The following is a 25510-nucleotide window of genomic DNA, read 5'->3' on the forward strand; positions in this document are numbered from 1 at the left end:
GCTGGGGCGGCACGCTGGAGTCGTGTGCGAGAGATGCACTGGCGCGGCGTAGGCAATGCCGTGCGTGAAATGTAGGCTCGAGATCCCTCAACACTATAGCGCAGACCTTCCTTCGGTAGCACCTGCCCTAGATTGCTCCACCCAATCAAGGCTCCGATTCGACCCGCGAGTCCGGGCCGGCATCCAGCGACCACGACCTCCGGGCTAGGTTGCGGTCTGGTCTCGGTGTGGACTCCGTCTGTTGCGGGACCGATGCCGATGATCTACTCTCGAGCAACGCAGAGCGAAACGAACGTTCCGCAACGTGGAATGTGGGGGCGTTGGCGCTGGCCGCTCCCCCCGTCCCGCGTAGAGGGTCGGTCGCCCCAGGGAGGGGCGGACGGTCATCTCGGCGTAGGAAGTCGCATTACCGCCAGTGTCAGGGCGGGCATGTACTCGGGGCCGCCGCGCGGTGGCTCTAAGCCCGCAAGGTATTGGCGACGAAAGTTCGTGAGTGGCAAAACGCGGGGTCGATGAAGCCCTGCGGTGGTGAGCAAAGGAGACATCATGAGGCTCAACAGGCGACAGTTCCTTGGTGGCGCGGCCACAGTGGCGGGTGCCGCAGCCCTGAGCGGCTGTGGAGGTGGTGGAAGCGGAGGCGGCAACGTCCTCAACGTCTCCGCGTGTAACCATCCTTGGTCAAACTACATCAAGGATCTCCTTCCCGAGTTCGAGGAAGAGCATGATGTAAAGGTTCAGCTGAACGAGTTTCAGGCAGATCAGCTCTCAACCATGTACAGCACGAGGCTCAGCGCGAACGCAACTGACCTCGATGTGATGATGTACCGCCCACTCCAGGAGGGCGTGCAGTTCATGAGGAACGAGTGGCTTCTGGATCTCGACGCGAGTGCGGCGGGCGATACAGCCTACGATCTTGCGGACTTCCAGGAAGCCGCTATGGAAGTCGTGAAGGTCGACAGTGCAGTTTACGGGATCCCCATCGTTACGGAGCGGGAGGTTCTCTTCTATCGAAAAGACCTCTTAGACGTAGCGGGCATCTCGGTGCCAGAGACGATGGAGGATCTCGAAGACGCGGCCGAGATGCTCACTGACCCTGCCTCAGGCGTGTTCGGGATTGCCATGCGGGGGCAGAAAGCAGCAGCCGTGACCCAGTTCTCCGGCTTCCTCTACAGCTACGGGGCGGATTTTATGACAGAATCCGGCGAGGCCTCCATCGATACGCCGGAAGCTATTGCTGCTTATACGATGTACGGTGATCTTTTGCGGAACTACGGCCCCGAGGGCGTTGAATCGATGTCGACCGAGCAGATCAACCCGCTGTTCCAGCAGGGAAAGATCGCGATGTTCATCGACGCCGAGGTGTTCTGGTCGGAACTCATCCGAGAAGGGACCTCCACGGTCGCCGCAGACCAGTTGGGTGTTGCTCCGTTGCCGGCGGGCCCTGCCGGTTCCAAGCCCTACAGCGTACCGTCCTGGGCGCTCGCAGTGAACGCGAAGACTACAAAGGCAGATCTCTCTTGGGAGTTCGTGAAGTGGGCGACGAGCCCCGACATGGTTCTGGCTGCACAGCAGGCTGGAGTTTCTGGAGCTCGGACGTCGGTGTGGGAGAACCCGGATAGCCTCACTGGCATTCCGGAGGATTTCCAGGAAACCCTTCGTGTCTCCACAGAAAACGGAGTCGGTTACGACCGTCCTCGCGTGGTCCAGGTCGGTCGAGCCCGCGACATCGTAGGTGAACCCCTGATCGCAGCTATTCGCGGTGAAGATGTGACGGCGGCTGCGCAGACTGCTCAGGCCAATTTTGCGGCCTTCCTGGAAGAGGACGCGACTGCGACTGGCGAGTAAAGCGGCAGCCAGCGGAACACCTCGAGGGGCCACAAAGTGCTCCTTCCCGCCATTTAGAAGGACATTTATGAGCACACTCCAGCGCAAGTCTCGGCTGCTGCAGTGGGGGATGATTCTTCCCGCACTTCTAGCGATCGTAGCTCTCATTGCGTTTCCGATCGGTTACACGATCAACTTGAGCCTTACCGACACCTCTGGTCCCGCTTCTGCGGGCCCGGCGCCGTTCGCTGGACTTGAGAACTATGCGGACGCCCTTAGGGACACGGCTAGATTCTGGCCTGCGCTGGGGAGGACGATCGTGTTCACCGTGGTTGCCCTTTCCATCGAGTTGATCCTTGGTATCGCCATCGCCCTGCTGCTGCGGAAAGATTTCCGCGGCAGCATGGTGGCCCGCACGATCATGTTGGTCCCGCTTGTTACCAGCCCGGTCGCTGTTGGAGCCATCTGGATGCTGATCCTCGACCCAAACACGGGATTCGCGAACACGATGATCTCGGCAATGGGGCTAGATAGGATTGGATTCCTCACCAATCCCGACTACGCCTTGTGGACCATTATTGGCTTGGATGCCTGGCAATGGACCCCCCTGGTCATTCTCATCGTGCTTGCGGGGCTCGCGGGAGTTCCCGACGAGCCGGAGGAAGCGGCTCTAGTTGATGGAGCAAGCACCTCGCAGAGGATTAGATTCGTGACGCTCCCGATGATCAGGAACACAATTGTTGTTGCCGCAGTTCTCCGGGGGATTGACGCCCTGAAAACATTCGACATCATTTATGCCACAAAAGGGCCAGGGGGTGGATCGTCGAACGAGGCGGAGACGCTAAATGTGCTGGTCTATGGCTTGAGCTTTGACTATATGGAGTTCGGCCTGGCCTCGGCGATACTCGTGCTGTTCTTCGTGCTTGTACTTGTGGCTGCTGTTTTCGTGGTCCGTCAGTCGACGAGGGATGTGTGACATGACTACCTCCACCATGCCAAGGAAGAGTATGAACCCCGCTATCAAGGCCCGTAAGCGCAGAGCCCGTCCTGCTGACATCGCGCGCATGGCTTTGATCGTTGTTGTGTGCCTGGTCTTTGCCTTCCCGTACTTCTGGATGCTACTTGCTTCGTTGAAGACGAACGTGCAGATCAGCGACCCAAGTCAAACATTTGTTTTCACGCCGACGCTCGAGAATTACGTCAGAGTGTTTGAGACCAACAACTATGGTCAATATCTTACCAACAGTATTGTTGTGGCGGTTGCGTCTACTGGAATATCCTTACTGCTGGGAGTTCCGGCAGCTTGGGCTATCGCGCGGTTCAATATGGGGAAGTTCAATGGCTTGATCCTGCTGGCTCGAATCGTCCCCGCAATCTTGCTTCTGGTGCCTTGGTACTATGTTTTTTCGCTTGCCGGATTGGTGGGTACTAGTTGGGTTCTTGTGATCAGTCATGTCTTCGTGGGCTTGCCTCTCGTTACCTGGATCATGACGGGATTCTTCCGCTCGCTCCCAGAGGAGTTACGTGAGGCTGGGCTGGTTGACGGGCTTACGGAGGCAGGGACCTTCTTGCGAATATCACTTCCTTTGTCGGTCCCGGGAATCGCGACTGCGTCGATGCTCTCGGTAATCTTCAGCTGGAACAACTTCCTGTTCTCCCTGGTGCTCACAGACTCGACCACGCTAACCCTCCCTGTTGCGCTCTATCAATTCATGGCCTATGCCGGGGTCGACTGGGCTGGCCTCATGGCTGCGGCTGCCGTCATGAGCGCACCGATCATTCTGTTTGCTCTGTTTGCTCAGCGTTATGTCGTCAGCGGCCTGACCGCTGGCGCGACGAAGGGCTGATTTCGGACTATCGCAATGGCCCGTCGAATCTCGCCGGGCCCCATACAAGGAAGAGAAAATTCCCATGGCCACCATCCAGAGCGCTGAGGTTCTGGTGTCCTCGCCGGGACGCAACTTTGTAACTCTGAAGATCTCGACGAGCGATGGCGTCGTCGGCTGGGGTGATGCAACAGTCAATGGGCGCGAGCTCGCTGTTGTTGCATACCTGCAGGAGCATGTATGCCCTCTCCTGATCGGCAGGGATCCGGCCCAAATTGAGCAAACCTGGCAGTACCTATATCGAGGTGCGTACTGGAGAAGGGGCCCGATCACGATGGCGGCCATCGCCGCCGTGGACATGTGTTTGTGGGACATCAAAGGCAAGATTGCGGGGATGCCTGTCTATCAACTCCTTGGGGGAGCGTCACGCGATGGGTTGCGAGCCTATGGGCATGCTTCGGGCAGCACAATTGAGGAGGTCCTCGTTGCTGTGGAAGGACTCCTCAACGAGGGGTATCGAGCTGTCCGGGTGCAGTGCGCAGTGCCGGGATTGCAGCGTGTCTATGGCGTAGCCCATGGTGATGACCGCCCGACAGGTGGTGACGGTGGCGCACTGCCAGTGGTGGAGGATTGGGACAGTGCGAAGTACCTTGCGTATATCCCTCGAGTATTTGCTGCTGTGCGCGAGCGTTTCGGCCCAGATCTGCCCCTCCTCCATGATGTACACCACCGCCTGACACCCAATGAGGCCGGTCGATTGGGACGCGCTCTCGAGCCGTTCAATCTCTTCTGGCTGGAAGATTTCACCCCGGCTGAGAATCAGGAATCTGCTCGGGTGGTCCGATCAATGACTTCACAACCGCTCGCAATAGGCGAAATTTTTAATACCGTGTGGGACTATCAGACGTTGATCTCTGAGCAGCTCATCGATTACGTGCGCAGTGCCGTGACGCACGCCGGGGGCATCTCCCATCTACGAAAGATTGCCGAATATGCGGCTATTTATCAGATTAAGACGGGTTTCCATGGCCCGGCCGACATCTCTCCGATCGGACAGGCTGCTGCATTGCATCTGGGTCTGGCTATCCACAACTTCGGCATTCAAGAGTACGCAAAGCATCCTGACGATACCGCGAGTGTTTTTAAGACCACTTTCACTTGGCGCGACGGTTTGCTTCATCCAGGGCACGAGGCGGGCCTTGGGGTGGAGTACGACGAGGTTGCCGCTCGAGCGTATCCATACGTTCGGGATTACCTTCCTGTGAATCAGCTTCTAGACGGCGCGGTCCATGATTGGTGAATGCCGAATCGGTTCGGCATGGGATTCAAGGGATCTCGCGTCGGCGCCTAAGAAATGGGTCCGATAGTGAAAATAGTGCAGATTGAGACTTACCACATCAAACCACGATGGCTTTTCGTTCGAGTTGAGGCGTCAGGTGGTTTTGTGGGGTGGGGCGAGGCGATCGTCGAGGGTGCCTCTAGGACGGTTGCTTCGCTGATTGATGAGTTATCCGACTTGGTACTGGGGCAGGACCCTCGTCGCATCGAGCACATTTGGCAGATGCTGTATCGAGGCAATTTCTATCGCGGCGGCCCTCATCTCATGAGTGCGATCAGCGGGCTCGATCAGGCCCTATGGGATATCAAGGGTAAGGCCCTTGGGGCTCCTGTGTACGAGCTGTTGGGTGGGCGGGTTCGTGACCATGTGAGGGTGTACGCGCATTCGCGTGCGAACGGGACGGAGACCGCCGTAGAATCCGCGACGCGGCTTGTCGCAGCAGGTTTCGATGCGCTGAAGCTAGGGATTACAGTTCCTTTCCCGGTCCAGCCGAGCCCAGCAATGATTGATGCCGAGCTGGCATCCTTGATGGTTGTGAGGGAAGCTGTCGGTCGGGAAGTAGATATCGCGATCGACTTTCACGGCCGAACTTCGGGCGATGCAGCTATCTCGCTTATTCGCGGGTTGGACGAATTTGCGCCACTGTTCATTGAGGAGCCGGTAGTGCCGGAAGATCCTGGTGAGATGGCGAGGGTTCGTCGTGCTACGGGGGCGGTTATTGCGACAGGGGAACGCCTGTTTAGTCGCTGGGATTTTCGAAAGACGATAGAGGCTGGCGCCGTATCTATCGTGCAGCCTGACCTCTGTCATGCTGGTGGGATTTCAGAGGTGCGGCGCATTGCATCGTACGCGGAAGCCAATTCGCTGCAGATTGCCCCCCATAATCCGCTCGGGCCGATTTCTCTTGCGGCCTGCATTCAGATTGCTGCGGCATCCCCGAACTTTCTCATTCAGGAGCATCCGACGCTCCCGGACGGCTCGGATCTCGGGCATGGAATCCTTCAGGAACCATTTGTTGTCGAGGGCAGTCGGATTGCTATTCCCGAGCGGTCTGGACTTGGCGTGGAGGTCTCGGAGGAAAGCCTGATCGAGCGGGTCTACGACGGAGGGTGGAGAACCCCTCAAGTGCGGCATTCAGACGGTGCCGTCGCGGATTGGTGACGCTTTGGTGATCTATCGATAGCATCACCCACTCCCGACGTACACATACGAGACTTAGGATTTCGATAATGGCCATCGAACGCATCGACGTGAACGTCACCAGCCCCGGCCGCAACTTCGTGACCGTCACGGTCACCACGACCGACGGCGTCACCGGTCTCGGCGACGGCACTCTCAACGGGCGCGAGCTGTCGGTGGTCTCCTACCTGCGAGACCATGTCGCCCCCACCCTCATCGGGCGTGACGAGTCGCAGATCGAATCGATCTGGCAGTACCTCTACCGCGGCCCCTACTGGCGGCGCGGGCCGGTCACCATGAGCGCGATCGCCGCGATCGACATGGCGCTGTGGGACATCGCCGCGAAGAAGGCCGGGGTGCCGCTGTACAAGCTGCTCGGCGGTGCCTCCCGCACCGGTCTGCTCGCCTACGCCCACGCCTCCGGCACCACCCTCGAGCGCCTGAACGAGGCGATCCACGGCTACGTCGAGGAGGGCTTCGGCGCGGTGCGGATCCAGGCGGGCGTGCCGGGGCTCGACCAGATCTACGGCGTCCACGACGCAGCCCCCGGCGGGACGTACGAGTACGAGCCGGCCGGCCGCACCGCGGCAGGAGCGTCGATGCGGCCGACGGAGGAGGTCTGGGACACCCGTGCCTACCTCCGCCACCTGCCCACCGTGTTCGAAGGCGTGCGCGAGGAGTTCGGCCCCGCGCTGCGTCTGCTGCACGACGGCCACCACCGCATGAGCCCGATCGAGGCGGCGCGCCTGGCCAAGGACATCGAGCCCTACGACCCGTTCTGGCTCGAGGACTGCACCCCCGGCGAGGACCAGGCCGTGCTGCGCCTGGTGCGCCAGCACTCGGTGACCCCGCTCGCGATCGGCGAGGTGTTCAACTCCGTCCACGACTACCAACAGCTGATCACCGAGCGGCTGATCGACTACGTGCGCTCCTCCGCCACCCACGCCGGTGGCATCACGGGACTGCGCCAGATCATGACCTTCGCCGGGATCTACGGGATCCGTTCCGGCTTCCACGGCCCCACGGACGTCTCGCCGGTGGGCATGGCCGCGAACCTGCACCTGGGGCTCGCGATCCACAACTTCGGCATCCAGGAGTACATGCCCCACTCCGAGACCACGAAGTCCGTGTTCCGCACCAGCTACCGATTCGAGGAGGGCCTGCTGCATCCGGGTGAGGCCCCGGGCCTGGGCGTCGAGCTCGACGAGGAGGCCGCGGCCGCGCACGAGTACCAGCCTGCCTACCTGCCGGTGAACCGCCTGCGCGACGGGTCTGTGCACGACTGGTGAGCGGCGCGATAAGACGTGCCGAGCCCGCTGCGAATCGGCCGGTTGCTCCTTGGTCTTTCGAGGTCGGCGGGGATGTAGGCAGTGACTTATGATCGCTATTTATTCATTGCGTAACGCCGGCAATTGGTGAGATGGTCGCGGTCGATAATTGGAAATAGAGCGGAAGCAAATGGGGGTCACTTAAGTTCTGCGTTCGGCAGTGGTGAACTGCTAGTCGATCCCGACGAAGTCGACTACATGCCCCGTGCACTAGCGCCCGTTCTCCGCCAGACGAAGTGTCTCAGTCCCGCCAGGAGCCCTTAACCATGTCCACTTCACAAGCCGCCGGTTTAGTTGCGATTCTTCGCGGAATCACGCCTGTCGAGGCGCCGGCTATTGGAGAAGCTCTCTACGACGCCGGGTTTCGACGTATCGAGGTGCCCCTGAATTCCCCGAATCCCCTCGAATCCATCCGTCTGCTCGCTGAGCTTCTCCCTTGTCACACGCTGATCGGGGCCGGAACCGTCGTCGATCCGGCTGATGTCGATCGTGTCCACCAGGCTGGAGGGAAGCTCGTCATCGCCCCAAACACCGACCCCGAGGTCATTGCAAGGACCCTCGCACTCGGCATGGAGCCGTACCCTGGGGCCGCCACTGCCACGGAAGTTTTCTCCGCCCTGAGTTCTGGCGCCCGGACTGTGAAGGTATTTCCGGCTCCCAGCGTGGGCATCGCCGGCATGAAGGCTTGGGCGGCGACCGTCCCCGAAGGGACGCAGTTCCTTCCCGTTGGTGGGATCGATGCCGAGACCCTGCCTGCTTGGCTCGCCGCCGGGGCCACCGGGGCCGGCATCGGCACCAACTTGTACACCCCTGGACGGAGCGCCGACGAGGTGCGGCTTGAAGCCGGCTCATTGCAGCGGATCTGGGCTAGCCAGTACGTCGGGGAGGTCGCCCCATGAAGATCAGTTCAGTCAACACCTACCAAGTCCCACCCCGGTGGGCGTTCGTGAAGATCGAGACTGACGAGGGTATCGTCGGGTGGGGAGAGCCCGTAATTGAGGGGCGTGCCGCGACGGTGTGCACTGCGGTCGAGGAGCTGTCCGACTATCTGATCGGTCAGGACCCAGCGAATATCGAAGACCTCTGGACCGTCATGTACCGCGGTGGCTTCTACCGCGGTGGGCCGATTCTTATGAGCGCGATTTCAGGAATCGATCAGGCGCTCTGGGATATCAAGGGGAAGGCGTGCGGCTTGCCCGTCCACCAGCTACTCGGGGGGCGGGTCCGTGACCGTATCAGTGTCTACTCCTGGATCGGCGGCGACCGGCCCAGCGAGACCGCGAAGCAGGCGCAGGACGCAGTTGCGCGTGGGTTCTCGGCAGTGAAGATGAACGGAACTGACGAGATCCAGTTCATCGACTCTTGGGACAAGGTTGCGAGAGCGATCGACAATGTTGCGACGGTCCGTGGGGCGATTGGTGACGAAATCGGCATTGCGGTGGACTTTCATGGCCGGGTGCACGCGCCGATGGCCAAGGTGCTTATCCGCGAGCTCGAGCCACTCCACCTGATGTTTATTGAGGAGCCCGTCCTCAGCGAGAACCTCGATGCCGTGGTTGATACCCTCCGTGCGACTCCTACCCCGATCGCCCTGGGCGAGAGGTTGTTTACCCGGTGGGATTTCAAGAGTATCTTGTCCACCGGCGCAGTGAACATTATCCAGCCAGATCCCTGTCATAGTGGCGGCATCACTGAGACCCGAAAGATCGCTGCTATGGCAGAGGCGCATGACGTCGCTCTGGCTCTTCATTGCCCACTCGGTCCGGTTGCCTTGGCCACCTGTCTTCAGATCGACGCAGGAGCCTACAATGCTTTCATTCAAGAGCAGAGTCTCGGAATTCATTACAACGACGACAATGATTTGCTCGACTATGTTGTCGATCGTTCCGTCTTCGAGTACGTCGACGGCATGGTCAAGATTCCGACGGGTCCGGGCCTCGGTGTCCAGATTGATGAGGATTACCTAAAGGGGCGTGCGGCCTTGGGTCACCGTTGGCGAAATCCGATCTGGCGCCACCGTGATGGGTCGCTCTCTGAATGGTGAAAGCGCTTTGGTCCCACTCCAATTCGAACATCCATCTGCATAGTCGTCAAGATGCATTGCGACCCGATGCAAAGGGTGGTGTCATAGCGTCGTAGCAACACTCCCGGTCGGTGGGGGTATCGACGGGTGAGGGTGCTGATGGCGCGGGTGGGGTTGTCGTTTGGTGAGCGGTCGGAGATTTCCACCGCGTCGAAGGCAGGGTGGGGCGTACGGAGAATCGCTCGTCACCTGGGCCGATGTCCGTCGGTAGTCTCGCGGGAGATCCGGCGGAACACGACGAAGACCCGCGGTTATCAGGCCGTAACCGCGGACGTGGCCGCGCAGCGTCGCCGGGCGCGTCCGCAGCAGCGGAAGGTCGCCAGAGATCCGGTGCTGCAGGCGAGGGTGGAGGCGGATCTGGCCGCGTCGTGGACGCCGAACGAGATCGCGGGTCGCTTGCGTCTGGAAGCCGCAGACCCGACTGTTGGCCGTATGGCGAACTCACCCGACGCGCAGGGCCGCACTGTCTCCGGCGAAGCGATCTACCAGTACATCTACGCCATCCCCAAAGGCGAGCTCGCCCGGCGCGGCATCTTCCTGCAGTCCAAGCGCACTCGGCGCAAGCCCCGCACGACCGGCCGGTCTCGGGGCGGGCCGATCGTGGGGATGGTGCCGCTGAGCGAGCGGGGCGAGGACGCCGCTGAGCGACGCGTGCCCGGGCACTGGGAGGGCGACCTGATCATCGGGAAGAACGGCACCTCATGCGCGGCAACGCTGGTGGAGCGGATGAGCGGGTTCACCGGCCTGCTGGCCCTGCCCTCGAAGCACGCCGAGACGACGGCGGACGCGGTCATTGAGTACTTCAACGAGCTGCCCGAGATGATGCGAGCCTCGCTGGCCTGGGACCAGGGCAGCGAAATGGCTCAGCACGCGAAGGTCTCCCTGGCCACGTCGATGCCGGTCTACTTCGCCGACCCTCACTCCCCGTGGCAGCGACCGTCCAACGAGAACACCAACCGGCTCTACCGCGAGTACTTGCCCAAGGGAACCGCGATCCCCGATCACCAGCCCTACCTCACCACGATCGCGGAGGAGATCAACAACCGTCCCCGCCGCCGGCTCGGCTTCCTGACACCGACAGAATCATTCACTCGACTACTGGCCGGCGAGCCCCATGTTGCTTCGACGCTTTGACACCACCAAGGCCTGTGGTGGGGGCGCGACCCGGCGTCCGATGAGATTCGGGCCGCGACTTTCGTGATGTGGATGGGGCGTTAGCGCGAGACGGGATCCGAAACTCCGCCGGTCAGAAGTGCGTCCAGATCGATCCGCCGCGGAGCATCCTCCCAATCACTGGGAGTTGTGCAGGCTGCAGCCCCGCAGGCATTCGCTCTTCTCAATCGTGTGGGGACATCGAGCCCGTCCAGCTGCGCGCTGAGGTAGCCGGCGACAAATGCGTCTCCCGCGCCCACGGTGTCAACCACGTCCACCGCGCGCCCGGGCGCCTCATAGAGCCGCCCGTTAGCGAGGGCGGACGCCCCATCGGCCCCGAGTTTCACGACCACCTGTCGCCCCTCTGCTGCGAGTGCTTCGAGGAGGCTGTGGGGGGAGGACTCGTCGGCCTCTGGTGCGAGTATCGAAAGCTCTTCCGTGCCGCCGAAGAGCAGGTCTACTTGCCCAAGCACGTCGCCCAATAGCTGTGCCAAGCGTTCCCGTGAGCCGAGCCGGGAGCGGTAGTTCACGTCCAGGCTGACCTGCACGCCAGCCGCCGCCGCGCGCCGGACCGCAGCGACCACGGTGGCGTGTGCACTCGCTGAGAGGAGCGAAGTGATTCCGCTGATGTGCAGGATGCGCGCCTGCTCGATCAAGCCTTCGGGGAGATGGGAGGGCTCGAGTGCGGACGCGGCCGATCCTGCCCGGTAGTAATCAACCCGTGTGCTCGTGACGTTGGGTCGAGATTTGATCATCAGTCCCGTCGGACGCTTCGGATCGAAGTCGCAATGCACCTCGACTCCTTCGGCCCGGATTTCGCGCACCACCCGCTGTCCTAGCGGATCGTCGCCCACCCGGCTGATCCAGGCGGTGGGCACCTCGAGCCGGCGTAGCCCGATCGCGAGGTTCGATTCCGCTCCGCCCAGGGAGATGTCCATTGAGGGCAGGTGGGCGAGGGAGCCGATGGTACCGCTGCGCATCATTGCCATCGTCTCGCCGACCGTCACGACTTGCAGTGTGCTCACGCTCCCTCCTCCCGAGTGGTCACGCCCACGAACTGCACGGCCCGCTCGGCCAGCTCCTCGAGGCTGCCGCCCCTGAGCGCATCGCCCAGCAGCGGCCCGCCCACGGATACCGCCTCGGCCCCCGCCTGCAGCCACGCCCGGGCCGCCTCGAGGTCCACCCCGCCCGAGGGGATCACGCGGATCCCGGGGAAGGGCCCGCGCAGATCCTTGACATACCCGGGCCCCACCACGGAGGCGGGGAACACCTTGACCGCCGCGGCACCCGCCGCCCATCCCGCGTGCAGCTCGCTCGGGGTGAGGCCGCCGGGCACGATCGGGATCCCGGCGTCGGCCGCCGCCTCGAGGAGGTCGGCGCGAGTGATCGGGGTGACGATGTAGTGCGCGCCGCGCTCGGCGGCGATCCGCAGATCCTCCGGGGCGGTGACGGTGCCGACGCCGATGTCCAGGCGCTCCCCGAAGCTCTCGAGCAGTGCGGGCAGCTCATCGAGCGTGCCCGGGGTGGACAGCGTCAGCTCCACCGAGCGGATCCCGGCGCCCGCGAGGGTCTCGAGCACGGGGGCGTACTGGTCGGCGCGCTCGCCGCGGATCACCACGATCAGGCGCGCGGCGGCGGTGCGCTCGGGAAGCTGGGGGCGGGAGTCGACGGCCATGGCGGGGCTCCTGTGGGCTCGGCGGGTACGGGGCGACGGAGAGATCCGACGCCGATAGTTTCGCGATACGGAACGATAGTTCCGCTATGCGTGACATTGTATCTGTCCGGGCCCCTCCGAACACCTGCGGGGGCCAGAAAGAGGCCTGTCGGACAGAATGGTTCCGTGACCCCCGCGAGCGCCACCATCGACACCGTCCTGGCCCTCCTGCGCCGTGAGACGCAGGGCGAGGCCCAGCTCGAGCAGCTCGCCCTCGAAGCGCAGACCCTGCCCACCCCGGAGCTCGTCTACCTCGTCGAGACCCGCCCCGCCACCGAGGCCGCCCTGCTGTTCCGGGTGCTCGGCAAGGCCAGCGCGTTGGCCGTGTTCGAGGCACTGCCGGCCCACCACCAGGCCGAGCTGATCTCCGCGCTGCGCACTCAGCAGGTCGCCGACATCATCGGCGATCTCGACCCCGACGACCGCGCCTCCCTGTTCGACGAGCTGCCCGCCTCGGTCGCCGAGCGTCTGATGCGCGGCCTGGACGCCGACGAGCGCGCCATGACCACCGCCGTGCTCGGCTATCCGCGCCACGCCATCGGCCGCTACATGTCCCCCGAGGTGCTCACCCTCGACCCGCACCTCACGGTGCGCGAGGCGCGCGCCCACGTGCGAGCGCACGCCGAGGAGGCCGAGACGATCTACCTCCTGCCCGTCGTGGACCGCTCCCGCGTGCTGCTCGGTGTGGTGGGTCTGCGCCGGCTGCTCGTGGCCGACGAGGACGTCCTCGTGGCCGACCTCGCCCACGACGCCGTCCACGCCGCGGCGACCGACGGCAGGGAGGAGGCCGCCCGCCGATTCTTCGCCGCGAAGCTGCTGGCCATGCCCATCGTCGACGGCGAGGGTCGCCTGGTGGGGATCGTGACCGTCGACGACGCAGTGGACATCATCGAACGCGAGAACGCCGAGGACTCCGCCCGCGCCAGCGGCTCCGAGCCCCTGCCGCGCGCCTACCTCTCCACGCCGATCCTGCGCGTGGTGCGCAGTCGGATCGTGTGGCTGCTGGTACTCGCCATCTCCGCGATCCTCACCGTGCAGGTGCTCGAGGTGTTCGAGGACCGCCTCGACCAGGTGGTGATCCTGGCGCTGTTCATCCCGCTGCTGACCGGCACCGGCGGCAACACCGGCAACCAGGCCGCCACCACCGTGACCCGCGCCCTCGCCGTGGGCGAGGTGCGCGTGCGCGACCTGCCCCGTGTGGTGTGGCGGGAGCTGCGGGTGGGCACCGTGCTCGGCGCGGTGCTCGGCTCGCTGGGATTCGTCGTCGCCGGGCTCGTCTACGGGCTCTCCATCGGCGCGGTGATCGGGCTGACGCTGCTGTCCATCTGCGCGATGGCGGCGATCGTGGGCGGCATGATGCCGCTCATCGCGAGGCGGGTGGGAGCGGACCCGGCCGTGTTCTCCAACCCCTTCATCTCCACCTTCTGCGATGCCACCGGGCTGATCATCTACTTCTCGATCGCCACGGCTGTGCTGGGGCTCTGAGGCTCGGATTCCTTCTGCGCCGACGGGCGGATGCTTGACGCCTCTCGGACTGCGCCGCATACTTGCGGGCAACTTGCTGTCGAAGCGCTTCGACAATGATGGCGCACCGAGGCTCCCCACCCCTGAGCAGAAAGGAGCGCCGACCGTGCGCTTCACCAACGGATACTGGATGGACCGAGAGGGATACACGGTCCAGCGCGGCCGTCAGGTCCACGACCTGCAGGTCGACGCCGAGGCAGGCCGGCTGCGCGCCTTCGCCCCCACCCGGCCCGTGCGCGGCCGCGGCGACACCCTGAACAATCCTCAGCTCACCGTCACCTATGAGGCCGTGGCAGAGGGCGTGATCCGGGTGCGGATCGAGAACCACCGCGGCACCCGCACCCCGCAGCCGCGCTTCGAGATCGCGGCCGACGCCGCCTACCGCGGCACCGTCGAGACCGTCGCCGACGGGCGCACCACTCTGCGCGCCGGCGACCTCGCCCTCACGATCGGCGAGGGTGAGCAGTGGCTGGCCGAGTTCACCTCCGCAGGGCGCGCCCTGACCAGCTCCATGCCCCGCTCGATCGCGCACGTCATCGCCCCGGACGGCCAGCGGTACATGCACGAGCAGCTCAGCCTCCAGCCGGGGGAGAGCGTCTACGGGCTGGGCGAGCGCTTCGGCGCCTTCGTCAAGAACGGCCAGAGCGTCGACATCTGGAACGAGGACGGCGGCACCACCTCCGAGCAGGCCTACAAGAACGTCCCGCTCTACCTCACCTCGCGCGGCTACGGAGTGTTCGTCGAGGACGCCGGCGGGGTCTCCTTCGAGGTCGCCTCCGAGATGACCACCCGCGTGCAGTTCTCCGTCGAGGGCCAGTCCCTGAGCTACCTGCTGATCGACGGTCCCACCCCCAAGGACGTGCTGCGCCGCTACACCGCCCTCACGGGCCGCCCGCCGCTGGTGCCCGAATGGTCCTACGGGCTGTGGCTGTCCACCTCCTTCACCACCGACTACGACGAGGCCACGGTCATGTCGTTCATCGACGGGATGGAGGAGCGCGGCATCCCGCTGTCCGTGTTCCACTTCGACTGCTTCTGGATGCGCGGCTTCACCTGGACCGACTTCGTGTGGGACCCGGCGACCTTCCCCGACCCCGCCGGGCTCATCCGCCGACTGCACGAGCGCGGGCTGAAGGTGTGCGTGTGGATCAACCCGTACATCGCCCAGAAGTCGGTGCTCTTCGACGAGGGCCTCGAGCACGGCTACCTGGTGCGCACGGCCGACGGCAACGTGTGGCAGACCGACCTCTGGCAGGCCGGGATGGCGCTGGTGGACTTCACCAACCCCGAGGCCGCAGCCTGGTACCGCGGCAAGCTCGAGGGGCTGCTGGACATCGGCGTGGACTGCTTCAAGACCGACTTCGGGGAGCGGATCCCGGTGCGGGATATCGCCTGGCACGACGGCTCCGACCCCGAGAAGATGCACAACTACTACACGCATCTGTTCAACCGCACCGCCTTCGACCTGCTGGTGGAGCGCCGCGGCGAGGGCGAGGCGATCCTCTTCGCCCGTTCCGCGACCGCCGGTGGTCAGCAGTTCCCCGCGCACTGGGGTGGGGACAACGACTCCTCACTGCCCTCGATGGGGGAGACCCTGCGCGGCGGGCTGTCGCTCGCGCTGTCCGGCTTCGGCTACTGGAGCCACGACATCGGCGGCTTCGAAGGGGCCCCGGATCCCACCGTGTTCAAGCGCTGGCTCGCCTTCGGCCTGCTCTCCTCCCACTCGCGCCTGCACGGCTCGAGCTCCTACCGGGTGCCGTGGGCGTTCGACGACGAGGCCGTGGAGGTGGCGCGACGCTTCACCCTCCTCAAGCAGCAGCTCGTGCCCTATCTGCAGGAGATGGCGATCGCGGCGCACGAGCAGGGCACCCCGATCCTGCGACCGATGGTCCTCGAGTTCCCCGAGGACCGCACCTGCCACGCGATCGACACCCAGTACATGCTCGGTGACTCGCTCCTGGTCGCGCCGGTGTTCTCACCCGACGGGGAGGTCGAGGTGTACCTGCCCGAGGGGCGCTGGACCTCCGTGTTCGACGGCAGCGTCGAAGAGGGCGGCCGCTGGTTGCGCCAGCAGCACGGCGTCATGACCCTCCCGCTGTACGTGCGCGAGGGCGCGGAGCTCGGGATCGACCCGGCGGCGCTCGGGGTGTGAGGACGGGCCGGGTCGGGCGTCGTGGCGCCTGACCCGGCCGGCCTCTCGCTCAGCCCTGCGGGGCCCAGCTCGCGAGCTTCTCGGCGGAGACATCGCCGAGCCACTTCTGCCACAGCGGGCCGAAGGTGACGCGGCGGACGCCGAGCTCGGTGAGCTCGGCCAGGGACCCGGCGCCGTGCCCGTCGACGGGGTGGGCGGTGACGTTCACCGGCACCGAGACCGCCTCGACCAGTGCGGTGACCTGCTCGGCCGTGCTCAGCCCCACGGGGTAGACGGCGCGGGCGCCCGCGGACTCCATCAGCCGGATCCGCTCGACCGCCTCGGCCAGCGGATCGGAGAAGACGTCGGTGCCGAGCTTGACCGCGTCGGTGCGCCCGTTGATCACGAACGGGACCCCGGCCTCGTCGGCCGCGCTGCGGGCGGCGGCGATGTAGTCGGCGTGCTCCTGGCGATCGCGCACCCGCTTGTCCTCGCGGTGGACCACGTCCTCGATGTTCGCGCCCACGGCCCCGGCGTCGAGCAGCCGCTCGATCAGCTCCTTGGCGCCGAGGCCGTACCCGGACTCGACGTCCGCGCTGACGGGGACGTCGACGGATCCCGCGATCCTCCCGACCACCGCCAGGTAGTCGGCGAAGTCCATGTTCTCGCCGTCGGCGCTGCCGATCGCATCAGCGACGGGATGGCTGCCCACGGTGAGGCCGCGGAAACCCGCCTGAGCGGCGACCTGGGCGCTCCAGGTGTCCCAGACGGTGGGCAGGACGAGAATCTCTCCGGAGTCGTGCAGGTCGGCGAGGGTGGTGGCGTGGTCGGCGGTGCGGGACATGGGGCCTCCTGGACTCGTGGTCGTGCCGGTCCCGCCACCCTATGCACGGGTGCGTGCGCGGGGAAGGGGTTGAGGTCTGTCAAGCTTTCGGCCCAGGTCAGAGGCGGATGGAGGGCCCGGCCGTTCCTCCACATCCCAGCCTCGTCCAGATCTCCGGGAGGGTCCTGGTGCGGGGGATGAGAAGTTGATGGGCTGGTGACGGACCCAGAGCACCCCACAGGTGGGAGACCGTCATGACCATCGTTCCGCTGGCACCGAATGCCCCGGAGAACGAACGCCTGGATCGGACGGGCGCCGAGGAGAGGATCCAGCACCAGGCCGCGGTGATCGCGGCGGCGACCTGCGAGCTGCCACCAGATCCGCCACCTCGACGCCCATCACTTCGTCCCATGGTCCGAGGGAGGGCGCACGGACATCGACGGCCTCGCGCTGCTGTGCCGCCGTCACCACGTCATGGTCCATGAGGGCGGGATGCGCGTGGTGCACGATGCAGGCCGATCCTCGTCCCACCGGGCTCGGCTCCTGGTGCTCGACAGCTCCGGCCGTCCCGTCCAGGCTCGCTGGCCGGCGATGCTCGAACACGTCCGGGTCCGAGAGCCGAGCCGAGATGAGCCTGAGTCGAGGGCCGACGCCGGTGACGGTCCAGCGGAGGAAGGAGCAGCACAGTCGCCGCTCGGTCCGATCGCCGTGGCTGTGGACGGCATCGGGTTCAGTTTCGCGGCGTGCGTCGATGCCCTGTGCGAGAGCCTGATCGACGAATCCAGCACCCCTCGCACAGCCCCCGGCGCGGCATGAGAACGCCCGGGCCTCCCGAAGAAGGAGACCCGGGCATCGCCGAGCGAGCGGGCTCAGGCCCGTCGGCCCTGAACTACTTGCTGAAGCCCGCCGTCAGGCCGCTGATCAGCTGGCGTCGGCCCGCGATGTACAGCACCAGGATCGGCAGCGCGGAGAGCATCACCGCGGCCAGCACGGCCGGGATGTTCACGGTGAACTCGCCCTGGTAGGCCCACAGCGACAGCGGCAGCACGCGCATCTCGGAGCTCTGGGTGAGCACCAGCGGGAACAGGAATCCGTTCCACACCTGCAGCGCGTCGTAGATGCCCACGGTGACCACGGCCGGCTTCGCCAGCGGCAACACCAACGAGCGGAACATCTGCCAGTCCGAGGCGCCGTCGACGGTCATCGACTCGTACAGCTCCTTGGGCACATCCCGCAGGAAGTTCGTCAGGATCAGCACGGTGATCGGGATGGCGAAGGCGATCGAGGGCAGGATCAGCGCCCACAGGGTGTCGTACAGGCCCAGCTGCACGATCAGGTAGTAGATCGGGATGATCGTGGCCTGCAGCGGGATCGCGATGCCCATCAGGAACAGCTTCTGGCTGAAGCGCGCCAGGCGGGTCCTCGAGCGCACGATCACGTAGCTGGCCAGCAGCGAGGCGGTCACCACGGCGATCACGGTGATCACCGTGACGAACACCGAGTTCGCGAAGTAGCGCAGGAAGTCGTTCTCGAGCACGAAGCGGAACGGCTCGAGGGTGAACTCCGTGGGCAGCGACAGCGGGTTCGAGGAGTAGTAGTCCTCGCGCGGGCGCACGCTGGTGACCACGATGTAGTAGATCGGCACCAGGATCACCAGCAGCCAGGCGAAGCCCAGGAGGCCGCCGACGACGTTGGGGGAGCGGTGGGTGGTCGTGCTCATCTCAGGCGCCCTCCATCTGGCTCTCCATGCGATCCGCACCCGAGATGCGGTTCAGGATCAGCGACAGGGTCAGTCCCACGACCACCAGGATCACGGCGATCACGCTGGCCGGACCCATCTGGTAGGAGCGGAAACCGGTCAGGTACATGTCCAGCGGCAGGATCCTCGTGGCATTGCCCGGCCCGCCCATGGTCAGGATGAACACCAGGTCGAAGTAGGTCAGCGAGCCCACCAGCATCAGGGTGGAGCTGGTGACGATGGTGTACTTCAGCTGCGGCAGGGTCACGGAGAAGAACTGCCGCACACGGCCGGCGCCGTCGAGGGTCGCGGCCTCGTACATCGACTTCGGGATCTGCCGCACCCCGGCCTGGTACAGCAGCGAGTGGAACGGCACGAACGACCACGAGATCACCATGATCACCGTGTAGAAGGCGAAGTTCGGCGAGCCCAGCCAGTCCTGGCGCAGGAAGTCCAGACCGAAGGCGCGGGAGATGCCGAAGTTCGGGTCCAGCAGCGCCTTGAAAGCGATGCCCACAGCCGCCGCGGAGAACAGCAGCGGCAGGAAGTACAGGATGGAGAACACCTCGCGGTAGCGCTGGTGCCCGGCCATGAAGGTCCCCAGCAGCAGGCTGAGGGGGAACTGGACTGCGTAGCTCAGCACCGTCATCAGCAGCGTCAGCCACATGGCGTTGAGCGTGACGGGGTTCTGGAACACGTGCAACCAGGCGTCCAGGCCGGCGAACTCGGGGGTGCCCAGGCCGTCCCAGGCGAAGAAGGACAGCACCACCACGCCCGCCAGGGGCAGCAGCGCGAAGACGCCGAAGAAGCTCAGCGCGGGCACCAGCAGCCAGTTGCTGGGTGCGGTCCTGAGCTGGTTGCGCCGGCCGCGCGGGGAGCCGACGGGTCCGCGGGCCGCCTCGCGGGAGGGCGTGGTGCCCTCGGGCGAGGCGGCGGCGGGGTCGGCAGCGGCGGCACCGTGGACGGGTGCGTTCGACTGCCCGGCGGTCATGCGTCCAGCGTCGCGTTCATGTTGGTGACGAACTCATCCGGCTGGATCTCGCCCAGGAAGATCCGGGAGAGGTTGTTCAGCAGCTCCTGCGCGGGAGCCGGGGCCAGGGCCTGGTCCCAGGAGAGCTGGAAGTGCGGGGCGTTCAGCACCATGTCGTAGGCGAAGGAGAGGAAGTCCTCGTCGTCCAGCCCCGCGAAGGAGTCCTCGAGACCGGCCACGGCCGGGATCGCGCCCATCGCCAGGAAGCTGTCCACCATCTCCTGGTTGAGGTTGAACTCGTTGAGGTACTGGATGGCCAGCTCCTGGACCTCCGGGTCCGCATCTGCGGAGACGGACCAGTAGTTGGCGGGGTTGCCGACCACGTTCGCGGGATCGCCCGCGCCGCCGTCCATCGCCGGGAAGTTGAGGAACCCGAGGTTGCCGTCGGCGACGAAGTCCGGGGCGTCCTGCTTGAAGGTGCCGTAGACCCAGCTGCCCTGCAGCAGCATCGCGGCCTGGCCGGTGTGCACGAGGGCGGCGTCGGCGCCTGCGTCGGCCGAGACGGAGCCGAAGGCGTTGCCGAAGGCTCCGGCGTCCACCAGCTCGATGATCGACTCGAGCGCCGAGGTGATCGCGGGATCGGACCACGCATCGGCCTCGCCGGCCACGGCCTTCTGGAACACGCCCTCGCCGCCGATGCGGTCGGTGAGGTACTGGATGTACATCAGCTCGGGCCACACGCTCTGACCGGCCAGGGAGATCGGGGTGATCCCGGCGGAGGAGAAGGTCTCCACGGCGGTCATCAGCTCGTCCCAGGTGGTGGGCGGGGTGACCGAGTGCTCCTCGAACAGCGCGGTGTTGTAGTAGAGGATCACCGGCTGGGTGTCGTTGTTGGGGACGCCGTACTGGGCGCCGTCCACCTGGCCCACCTGACCGATCGACTCGATCGTGCGGCCGAGCACGTCATCGACCTTGCCGGAGAGATCCACGACGGAGCCGTTGGCGACGTAGTCGGCCAGCGTGCCGCCGGCCCAGTTGAACACCAGGGTGGGGGCGTTGCCCGAGCCGATCGCGGTGCGGATCTTCTCCTTGTAGGAGTCGTTCGCGAAGAACTCCATGGAGAACTCGTTGTCGGGGTTCGCCTCGTTCCAGGCGTTGAAGGACTGCTCGTAGGTGTCCTGCTTCGCGCCGGTCAGGGCCCAGACGGAAAGACTCGACGGAGAGCCGCCCCCGCCGCTGGGCTGCGTGCCGCCGCCGCAGGCGCTGAGGCCTGCCAGGGCGGGGATCGTCAGGCCGAGGCCCGCGAGAGTTGCGCGGCGAGTGGGTTGCATCATTGCTGCCTCCAGATCACGGTCCGACACTCTACAGAAAGATTTCGGAAACTAATGTCGGTAGGCAGTAGTAAATCCTGCTTCCCGCCCTGGGTCAAGCGGGATCGGATCCAGGAGGTCCAGGCGGCAGATGGCCAGCGTCGTCGCAGGGTGCTGCGCGGGGTGCGGTGGTGGAGGGTGTGGGCGAGAAGGGAAGAAAACTTTCGTGCCGCAGCGCGAGTCGTCCGATGTCCTGCGGTGCGGGAGAGCGGGCGCACGACGAGACGCCCCCGCCTCCCGCCGCGTGCGGCGGGAGGCGGGGGCGTCGTGCGGAGTGCTCGGGCGCCGACGGCGCGGGAGGCGCGCCGGGCGGCTCAGGCGCGGCCGGTCAGCTCCCGGGCCTGCTGCTGCGCATCGAGCGCGAGCTCGACGGCCTTGAAGGCGTGCTCCTGGGTCATCGCGTTCTCGGTGCGGTGCAGCACGTCGAGGATCAGCTCGCCGAAGAAGGGGTAGCCCACCGCGCCGGTGGCGTTGAGGCGGTGCTCGCCCTCGGCATCGACGAGGATCACCTGGCCGCCGCCGTTGTCCGTGGTGACGTCGATGTACTTGCGCAGCTCGATGTAGCCCTCGGTGCCGAGGATGAAGGTGCGCCCGTCGCCCCAGGTGCGCAGGCCCTTGGGGGTGAACCAGTCCACGCGCACGAAGCCGGTGGCGCCGCTCGAGAGCGCGATGTGCGCATCGCCGTAGTCGTCGAGCTCCGGGTGCTCGGGGTTGCCGAAGTTGCCGATCGAGGAGGAGAGGATCTCCCCGTCCTCGGAGCCGGTGAAGGTGAGCATCTGCTCGAAGTTGTGGCTGCCGATGTCGGTGAGGATGCCGCCGTAGCTCGCGCGCTCGAAGAACCAGTCCGGGCGGGTTGCGGGATCGCCGATGCGGTGCGGGCCCATCCCCTGCACCTGCAGCACCTTGCCGATCGCGCCGCGCTCGATGAGCTGCCCGGCCAGCACCGCGGCCTCCACGTGGATCCGCTCGGAGTAGTAGACCGCGTACTTCCGGCCGGTGCGCTCCACCGCGGCCTTCGCCTCGGCGAGCTGCTCGTGGCTGATCAGCGGGGCCTTGTCCGTGAAGTAGTCCTTGTCGGCCTCCATCACACGGATGCCCAGCGGCGCGCGCTCCACCGGGATCGCGGCGGCGGCGACCAGCAGCACCTCGGGATCGGAGAGCACCTCCTCCTCGCTCGAGGCGATCTTCACCTGCGGGAACTTCTCCTGGAAGGCCTTGGCCCGCTCGGGCTGGGTGTCGTAGACCCACTTCAGGGTGCCGCCCGCGTCGAGCAGGCCCTGCGTCATGCCGCCGATGTGGCCGTGGTCGAGGTGCATCGCGGCGAAGACGAACTCCCCGGGCTCGACCACCGGCTGCGGCATCGAGTCGGGGGCGTAGTCGGCTCCTTCGGAGACAGCCATGGGATGTCCTTTCCATCGAGGGTGCGGCGCGGGCGCGGTCCCGGCCGATCGAGCGCGGATGATGGACCGCGTCGTCGCGGGCGGACGCAGGGCGCCGCAGGGTGGCTTCGATGTCAGTGTCCTGCATCACCAGGAGCTCGGGTGAGAGGTGCCGGATGTTGCCAGGTGCGGCCGACGGGGCGGCGGGGCAGTGACCTCGCCCAAGCCTGCTGCCGCAGCGCCCCACCCCGGGGCTATCGTGGGTGGCCAGTCCACACAGCGGTGCCCGCGCGATGCGCGCACCCACCCGGTGCCTGGCCGCGGGCCCTGAAAGGTTCACCGTGATCGCCGCCCTCGAGGGGAGCCCGCTCCTCACGCTGTTCCTGGTCGTCGCCACGGGCGCCGTGCTCGGCGCGATCCCCTTCGGCCGGATCCGCCTCGGCGCCGCCGGCGCGCTGTTCACGGGTCTGGCGCTGTCCGCGATCGCCCCGCACCTCGGCGAGGGCATGGAGATCGTCCAGACCCTCGGACTGGCCCTGTTCGTCTACACCGTCGGCATCTCCGCGGGCGCCGCCTTCTTCGGCACCCTGAACCGTCAGCTCTCGCTGCTGGCCGCCGCGACGGTCAGCACCGTCCTGGCGGCGGCCGCGACCCTCGCGCTCGGGCAGGTGCTGGGACTGGCGCGGGACCTGTCGCTGGGTCTGTTCACCGGTGCGCTCACCGCCGCCCCGGCGCTGGATGCCGCTGCCCGCCTCACCGGCACCGGCGGCCCCTCGGTCGGGTACTCCTTCGGCTACCCGATCGGTGTGATCGTCGGGATCGTGCTGGTCTCTGCCGTGGTGAGCCGCGCCTGGCCGGGACGCAGGGACACCCCGGCGCGGGCCGGCACCAGCCTGTCCTCGACCACGGTGCGCGTGCAGCGCTCGGTGAACCTGCGCGATGTGCCCCAGTGGCACGAGCAGCTGGTGCGCTTCTCCTACCTGCGCCGCGAAGGGCGGGTGCGCGTGATCGTGCCCGGAGAGGACCTGCTGGAGGGGGACGAGGTGGTCGCCGTCGGCATGCCGGACCAGGTCCGTGCCGTCACCGAGGAGCTGGGCGAGACCAGCGACCAGCACATCGCCCACGACCGCTCCCTGGTGGAGTTCACGCGCCTGACCGTCTCCAACCCTGATCTCGCCTCCCGCTCGATCGCCGAGCTGAACCTCCCGGTGCGCTTCGGCGCGGTGGTGACCCGGGTGCGGCGCGGCGACCTCGAGCTCCTCGCCCGGGACGACCTCGTGCTCGAGCCAGGGGATCGCATCGCCGTGGTGGTGGACCGTCGCGGGCTCGATGCCGTCCATTCCTTCCTCGGCGACTCCGACCGCAAGGCCGGGGAGCTGGACGTGCTCTCCCTCGGACTCGGGCTGGTGCTCGGCGTGGCGCTGGGTCTGCTGTCCTTCCCGATGCCGGGCGGCGGCATGTTCGCCCTCGGCCCGGCCGCAGGGCCGCTGCTGGTGGGCATGGTGCTGGGCGCGCTGCGCCGCACCGGACCCGTGGTGTGGGCCCTGCCCGGCAGCGCGAATCGCACCCTGCGCCAGCTGGGCCTGCTGCTGTTCCTGGCAGGGCTGGGCCTGACGGCGGGACCCGAGTTCGCGCAGATGCTCGCCTCGCCCACCGCCTGGCGGGCCGCCGTGCTCTCCGCGGTGGTGGCGCTGCTGAGCTGCCTCGCCCTGCTGATCGCCGCGCGCTGGGTGCTGGACCTCTCCGCGCCCCGGGCGGCGGGCGCGGTGGCCGGGTTCCTCGGGCAGCCCGCGGTGCTCGAGGCGGCCAACGCCAAGGCGGCCGACGAGCGGATCGAGGCCGCCTACGCCACCCTGTTCGCCTTCTCGATCGTGGTGAAGATCCTGCTGGTCCCGGTCATCTGGAACCTGTGACTACGGGGCGCGCTGCGACGGGGCGGGCCCAGCGGCCCGCCCCGTCGGCAGCGGCTCAGTGGGTGGGACCGATGATGGCCTCGCCCTCCTGGGAGCGCACCGAGGCGGTCTTCTCGTAGAAGCGCGGGGCGCGCTCCAGCAGCGTCTCGGAGCGGTACCAGGGGTTCTCCGCCGTGATCGGCAGATCGATGGTGCGACGTTCGATCGCCGCCGCGTAGATCGCGGTGACCAGCTCGATCGCGCGCTTGCCGGCCTCCCCGTCCACGAGCGGCGCACGACCCTCACGGATCGCGGCGATCACGTCCCCGAGCTGGCCGGTGTGACCGGTGTGCTCGAGCGGGGCGTGGCCCGCGGCGAGGGCCTCGAGCTCGGCGACCAGCTCCGCATCGCCGCCGGTCTCGGGGAAGCCGTTGGGGCGGGCGGTCTCGGCCGCGACCGACCACGGCTGCCCGATCCGGGCGTGCTCGCCCTGGACGATGATCTCCTGCTGCTCGCCGTGGTGGACCACGGAGCTGGTGAGCTCCGCGAGGCCCCGCTCGTACTGCAGCAGCGCCACCGAGAGGTCCTCCACCTCGGCGTTGTCATGGCCGGCGTTGGTCATCATCGCCGCCACCGCCTGCGGCCGGCCCAGCAGCCACAGCGCCAGGTCGATGTGGTGGATCGCGTGGTTCAGGGTGGGGCCGCCGCCCTCCGAGGCCCAGGTGCCGCGCCACCACAGGTCGTAGTAGGCGCGTCCGCGCCACCACGCCGAGGCGATGCGGGCATGGGCGATGCGGCCGATCCGGCCGGAGTCGAGCACGGCCTTGAGCTGGGCCATGTCGTCCCGGAACCGGTTCTGCGCGATCACCGACAGGAGCTTCCCGGAGCGGCGCTGGGCCTCGAGCATCCGATCGCACTCCTCGAGCGAGGGCGCCATCGGCTTCTCGACGATCACGTGCACCCCGGCCTCGAGCGCCTGGACGCTCAGCTCGCAGTGCGTGCCCGGGGGAGTGGCGATCGAGACCAGGTCCAGGTTCTCCGAGGCGAGCATCGTGGTCGCGTCCTCGTACACCCGGGCCCCGTCCAGGGCGAATTCGGCGCGGGCGGTCTCGGCCTTGCCGGGCTCGATGTCCGCCAGGGCCACGACCTGCACCTCCTCGGGGAACTGGAGGTAGGCGTGCAGATGGGCACGGGAGATGTTCCCGGTGCCGATGATGCCGATCGAGAGCATGGTCAGC

General features: G+C 66.2%; 21 protein-coding genes. 13 read left to right on the forward strand and 8 right to left on the reverse strand.

Translation table 11 applies throughout. The annotated features are described in order from the left end of the window. Positions 1–546 precede the first annotated feature (546 nt). From BN4251_RS17700 to BN4251_RS17740, 9 genes are all read left to right on the forward strand, one after another. A complete protein-coding gene (locus tag BN4251_RS17700) occupies positions 547–1845 on the forward strand; it encodes an ABC transporter substrate-binding protein (RefSeq protein ID WP_087486290.1) in 1299 nt (432 codons plus the stop codon). 67 nt (positions 1846–1912) lie between these two features. Continuing rightward, a complete protein-coding gene (locus tag BN4251_RS17705; protein ID WP_087486291.1) occupies positions 1913–2800 on the forward strand; it encodes a carbohydrate ABC transporter permease in 888 nt (295 codons plus the stop codon). A 1-nt stretch (position 2801) separates the two neighbouring features. Beyond that, positions 2802–3671: a carbohydrate ABC transporter permease gene (locus tag BN4251_RS17710; RefSeq protein ID WP_087486292.1), complete on the forward strand. Its 870-nt coding sequence runs from the start codon at positions 2802–2804 to the stop codon at positions 3669–3671. Between the two features lie 64 nt (positions 3672–3735). Then, positions 3736–4950, forward strand: a complete 1215-nt coding sequence (gene manD, locus BN4251_RS17715; protein ID WP_087486293.1) for a D-mannonate dehydratase ManD — start codon at positions 3736–3738, stop codon at positions 4948–4950. A gap of 75 nt (positions 4951–5025) precedes the next feature. Next, positions 5026–6150 (forward strand): galactonate dehydratase, encoded by a 1125-nt coding sequence (gene dgoD, locus BN4251_RS17720; protein ID WP_245810412.1) that lies wholly within the window; start codon positions 5026–5028, stop codon positions 6148–6150. 68 nt (positions 6151–6218) lie between these two features. Further along, complete coding sequence (manD, locus tag BN4251_RS17725; protein WP_087486294.1) at positions 6219–7457, forward strand: D-mannonate dehydratase ManD; 1239 nt, start codon at positions 6219–6221, stop codon at positions 7455–7457. A gap of 305 nt (positions 7458–7762) precedes the next feature. Next, positions 7763–8395: a 2-dehydro-3-deoxy-6-phosphogalactonate aldolase gene (locus BN4251_RS17730; protein WP_087486295.1), complete on the forward strand. Its 633-nt coding sequence runs from the start codon at positions 7763–7765 to the stop codon at positions 8393–8395. Then, on the forward strand, positions 8392–9540 hold the full coding sequence (gene dgoD / locus BN4251_RS17735; RefSeq protein WP_087486296.1) for a galactonate dehydratase: 1149 nt from the start codon (positions 8392–8394) through the stop codon (positions 9538–9540). The genes BN4251_RS17730 and dgoD (BN4251_RS17735) overlap by 4 nt, the downstream gene beginning before the upstream one ends. A 138-nt stretch (positions 9541–9678) precedes the next feature. Then, positions 9679–10713, forward strand: coding sequence for an IS30 family transposase (locus BN4251_RS17740; RefSeq protein ID WP_087486297.1), 1035 nt, complete (start codon positions 9679–9681; stop codon positions 10711–10713). 80 nt (positions 10714–10793) lie between these two features. Here the strand turns inward: BN4251_RS17740 and BN4251_RS17745 are convergent, their stop codons facing one another. Both BN4251_RS17745 and BN4251_RS17750 read right to left on the reverse strand, forming a co-directional pair. After that, on the reverse strand, positions 10794–11756 hold the full coding sequence (locus BN4251_RS17745; RefSeq protein ID WP_087486298.1) for a sugar kinase: 963 nt from the start codon (positions 11754–11756) through the stop codon (positions 10794–10796). Next, positions 11753–12406 (reverse strand): bifunctional 4-hydroxy-2-oxoglutarate aldolase/2-dehydro-3-deoxy-phosphogluconate aldolase, encoded by a 654-nt coding sequence (locus BN4251_RS17750; protein WP_087486299.1) that lies wholly within the window; start codon positions 12404–12406, stop codon positions 11753–11755. Before BN4251_RS17750 ends, BN4251_RS17745 begins: the two co-directional genes overlap by 4 nt. Positions 12407–12571: 165 nt before the next feature. On the opposite strand from BN4251_RS17750, the gene mgtE reads away from it, so the two are divergent. Further along, positions 12572–13930: a magnesium transporter gene (gene mgtE, locus BN4251_RS17755; RefSeq protein ID WP_087486300.1), complete on the forward strand. Its 1359-nt coding sequence runs from the start codon at positions 12572–12574 to the stop codon at positions 13928–13930. A 145-nt stretch (positions 13931–14075) separates the two neighbouring features. Continuing rightward, the gene (gene yicI, locus BN4251_RS17760; protein WP_087486301.1) at positions 14076–16121 is read left to right on the forward strand and encodes an alpha-xylosidase; all 2046 of its coding nucleotides are present in this window, start codon (positions 14076–14078) and stop codon (positions 16119–16121) included. Positions 16122–16170: 49 nt separating this feature from the next. On the opposite strand, the gene BN4251_RS17765 is transcribed toward yicI, so the two are convergent. Further along, entirely contained in the window at positions 16171–16944 is a 774-nt protein-coding gene (locus tag BN4251_RS17765) for an isocitrate lyase/PEP mutase family protein (protein WP_087486302.1), read from the reverse strand. 357 nt (positions 16945–17301) lie between these two features. On the opposite strand from BN4251_RS17765, the gene BN4251_RS17770 reads away from it, so the two are divergent. After that, positions 17302–17739, forward strand: coding sequence for an HNH endonuclease signature motif containing protein (locus BN4251_RS17770; protein ID WP_087486303.1), 438 nt, complete (start codon positions 17302–17304; stop codon positions 17737–17739). A 73-nt stretch (positions 17740–17812) separates the two neighbouring features. Here the strand turns inward: BN4251_RS17770 and BN4251_RS17775 are convergent, their stop codons facing one another. From BN4251_RS17775 to BN4251_RS17790, 4 genes are all read right to left on the reverse strand, one after another. Then, a complete protein-coding gene (locus BN4251_RS17775; protein ID WP_087486304.1) occupies positions 17813–18643 on the reverse strand; it encodes a carbohydrate ABC transporter permease in 831 nt (276 codons plus the stop codon). A gap of 1 nt (position 18644) precedes the next feature. Next, positions 18645–19652, reverse strand: a complete 1008-nt coding sequence (locus BN4251_RS17780; protein ID WP_245810413.1) for a carbohydrate ABC transporter permease — start codon at positions 19650–19652, stop codon at positions 18645–18647. Then, entirely contained in the window at positions 19649–20965 is a 1317-nt protein-coding gene (locus BN4251_RS17785; RefSeq protein WP_087486305.1) for an extracellular solute-binding protein, read from the reverse strand. Before BN4251_RS17785 ends, BN4251_RS17780 begins: the two co-directional genes overlap by 4 nt. Before the next feature lie 350 nt (positions 20966–21315). After that, on the reverse strand, positions 21316–22401 hold the full coding sequence (locus BN4251_RS17790) for a Gfo/Idh/MocA family protein (protein ID WP_087486306.1): 1086 nt from the start codon (positions 22399–22401) through the stop codon (positions 21316–21318). 272 nt (positions 22402–22673) lie between these two features. Between BN4251_RS17790 and BN4251_RS17795 the strand changes: the two genes are divergently transcribed. Continuing rightward, a complete protein-coding gene (locus tag BN4251_RS17795; protein ID WP_170932020.1) occupies positions 22674–24293 on the forward strand; it encodes an aspartate-alanine antiporter-like transporter in 1620 nt (539 codons plus the stop codon). 55 nt (positions 24294–24348) lie between these two features. Here the strand turns inward: BN4251_RS17795 and BN4251_RS17800 are convergent, their stop codons facing one another. Continuing rightward, on the reverse strand, positions 24349–25503 hold the full coding sequence (locus tag BN4251_RS17800; RefSeq protein ID WP_087486308.1) for a Gfo/Idh/MocA family protein: 1155 nt from the start codon (positions 25501–25503) through the stop codon (positions 24349–24351). Between the last annotated feature and the right edge of the window lie 7 nt (positions 25504–25510).

The organism is Brachybacterium massiliense (assembly GCF_900184245.1).
Taxonomy (GTDB): Bacteria; Actinomycetota; Actinomycetes; order Actinomycetales; family Dermabacteraceae; genus Brachybacterium; species Brachybacterium massiliense.

Coding starts and splice junctions, on each gene's coding strand:
- BN4251_RS17700 (WP_087486290.1), top strand. CDS start 547: ATGAGGCTCAACAGGCGACAGTTCCTTGGTGGCGCGGCCACAGTGGCG.
- BN4251_RS17705 (WP_087486291.1), top strand. CDS start 1,913: ATGAGCACACTCCAGCGCAAGTCTCGGCTGCTGCAGTGGGGGATGATT.
- BN4251_RS17710 (WP_087486292.1), top strand. CDS start 2,802: ATGACTACCTCCACCATGCCAAGGAAGAGTATGAACCCCGCTATCAAG.
- manD (WP_087486293.1), top strand. CDS start 3,736: ATGGCCACCATCCAGAGCGCTGAGGTTCTGGTGTCCTCGCCGGGACGC.
- manD (WP_087486294.1), top strand. CDS start 6,219: ATGGCCATCGAACGCATCGACGTGAACGTCACCAGCCCCGGCCGCAAC.
- BN4251_RS17730 (WP_087486295.1), top strand. CDS start 7,763: ATGTCCACTTCACAAGCCGCCGGTTTAGTTGCGATTCTTCGCGGAATC.
- dgoD (WP_087486296.1), top strand. CDS start 8,392: ATGAAGATCAGTTCAGTCAACACCTACCAAGTCCCACCCCGGTGGGCG.
- BN4251_RS17740 (WP_087486297.1), top strand. CDS start 9,679: ATGGCGCGGGTGGGGTTGTCGTTTGGTGAGCGGTCGGAGATTTCCACC.
- BN4251_RS17750 (WP_087486299.1), bottom strand. CDS start 12,406: ATGGCCGTCGACTCCCGCCCCCAGCTTCCCGAGCGCACCGCCGCCGCG.
- BN4251_RS17765 (WP_087486302.1), bottom strand. CDS start 16,944: ATGTCCCGCACCGCCGACCACGCCACCACCCTCGCCGACCTGCACGAC.
- BN4251_RS17775 (WP_087486304.1), bottom strand. CDS start 18,643: ATGAGCACGACCACCCACCGCTCCCCCAACGTCGTCGGCGGCCTCCTG.
- BN4251_RS17780 (WP_245810413.1), bottom strand. CDS start 19,652: ATGACCGCCGGGCAGTCGAACGCACCCGTCCACGGTGCCGCCGCTGCC.
- BN4251_RS17785 (WP_087486305.1), bottom strand. CDS start 20,965: ATGATGCAACCCACTCGCCGCGCAACTCTCGCGGGCCTCGGCCTGACG.
- BN4251_RS17790 (WP_087486306.1), bottom strand. CDS start 22,401: ATGGCTGTCTCCGAAGGAGCCGACTACGCCCCCGACTCGATGCCGCAG.
- BN4251_RS17795 (WP_170932020.1), top strand. CDS start 22,674: ATGCGCGCACCCACCCGGTGCCTGGCCGCGGGCCCTGAAAGGTTCACC.
- BN4251_RS17800 (WP_087486308.1), bottom strand. CDS start 25,503: ATGCTCTCGATCGGCATCATCGGCACCGGGAACATCTCCCGTGCCCAT.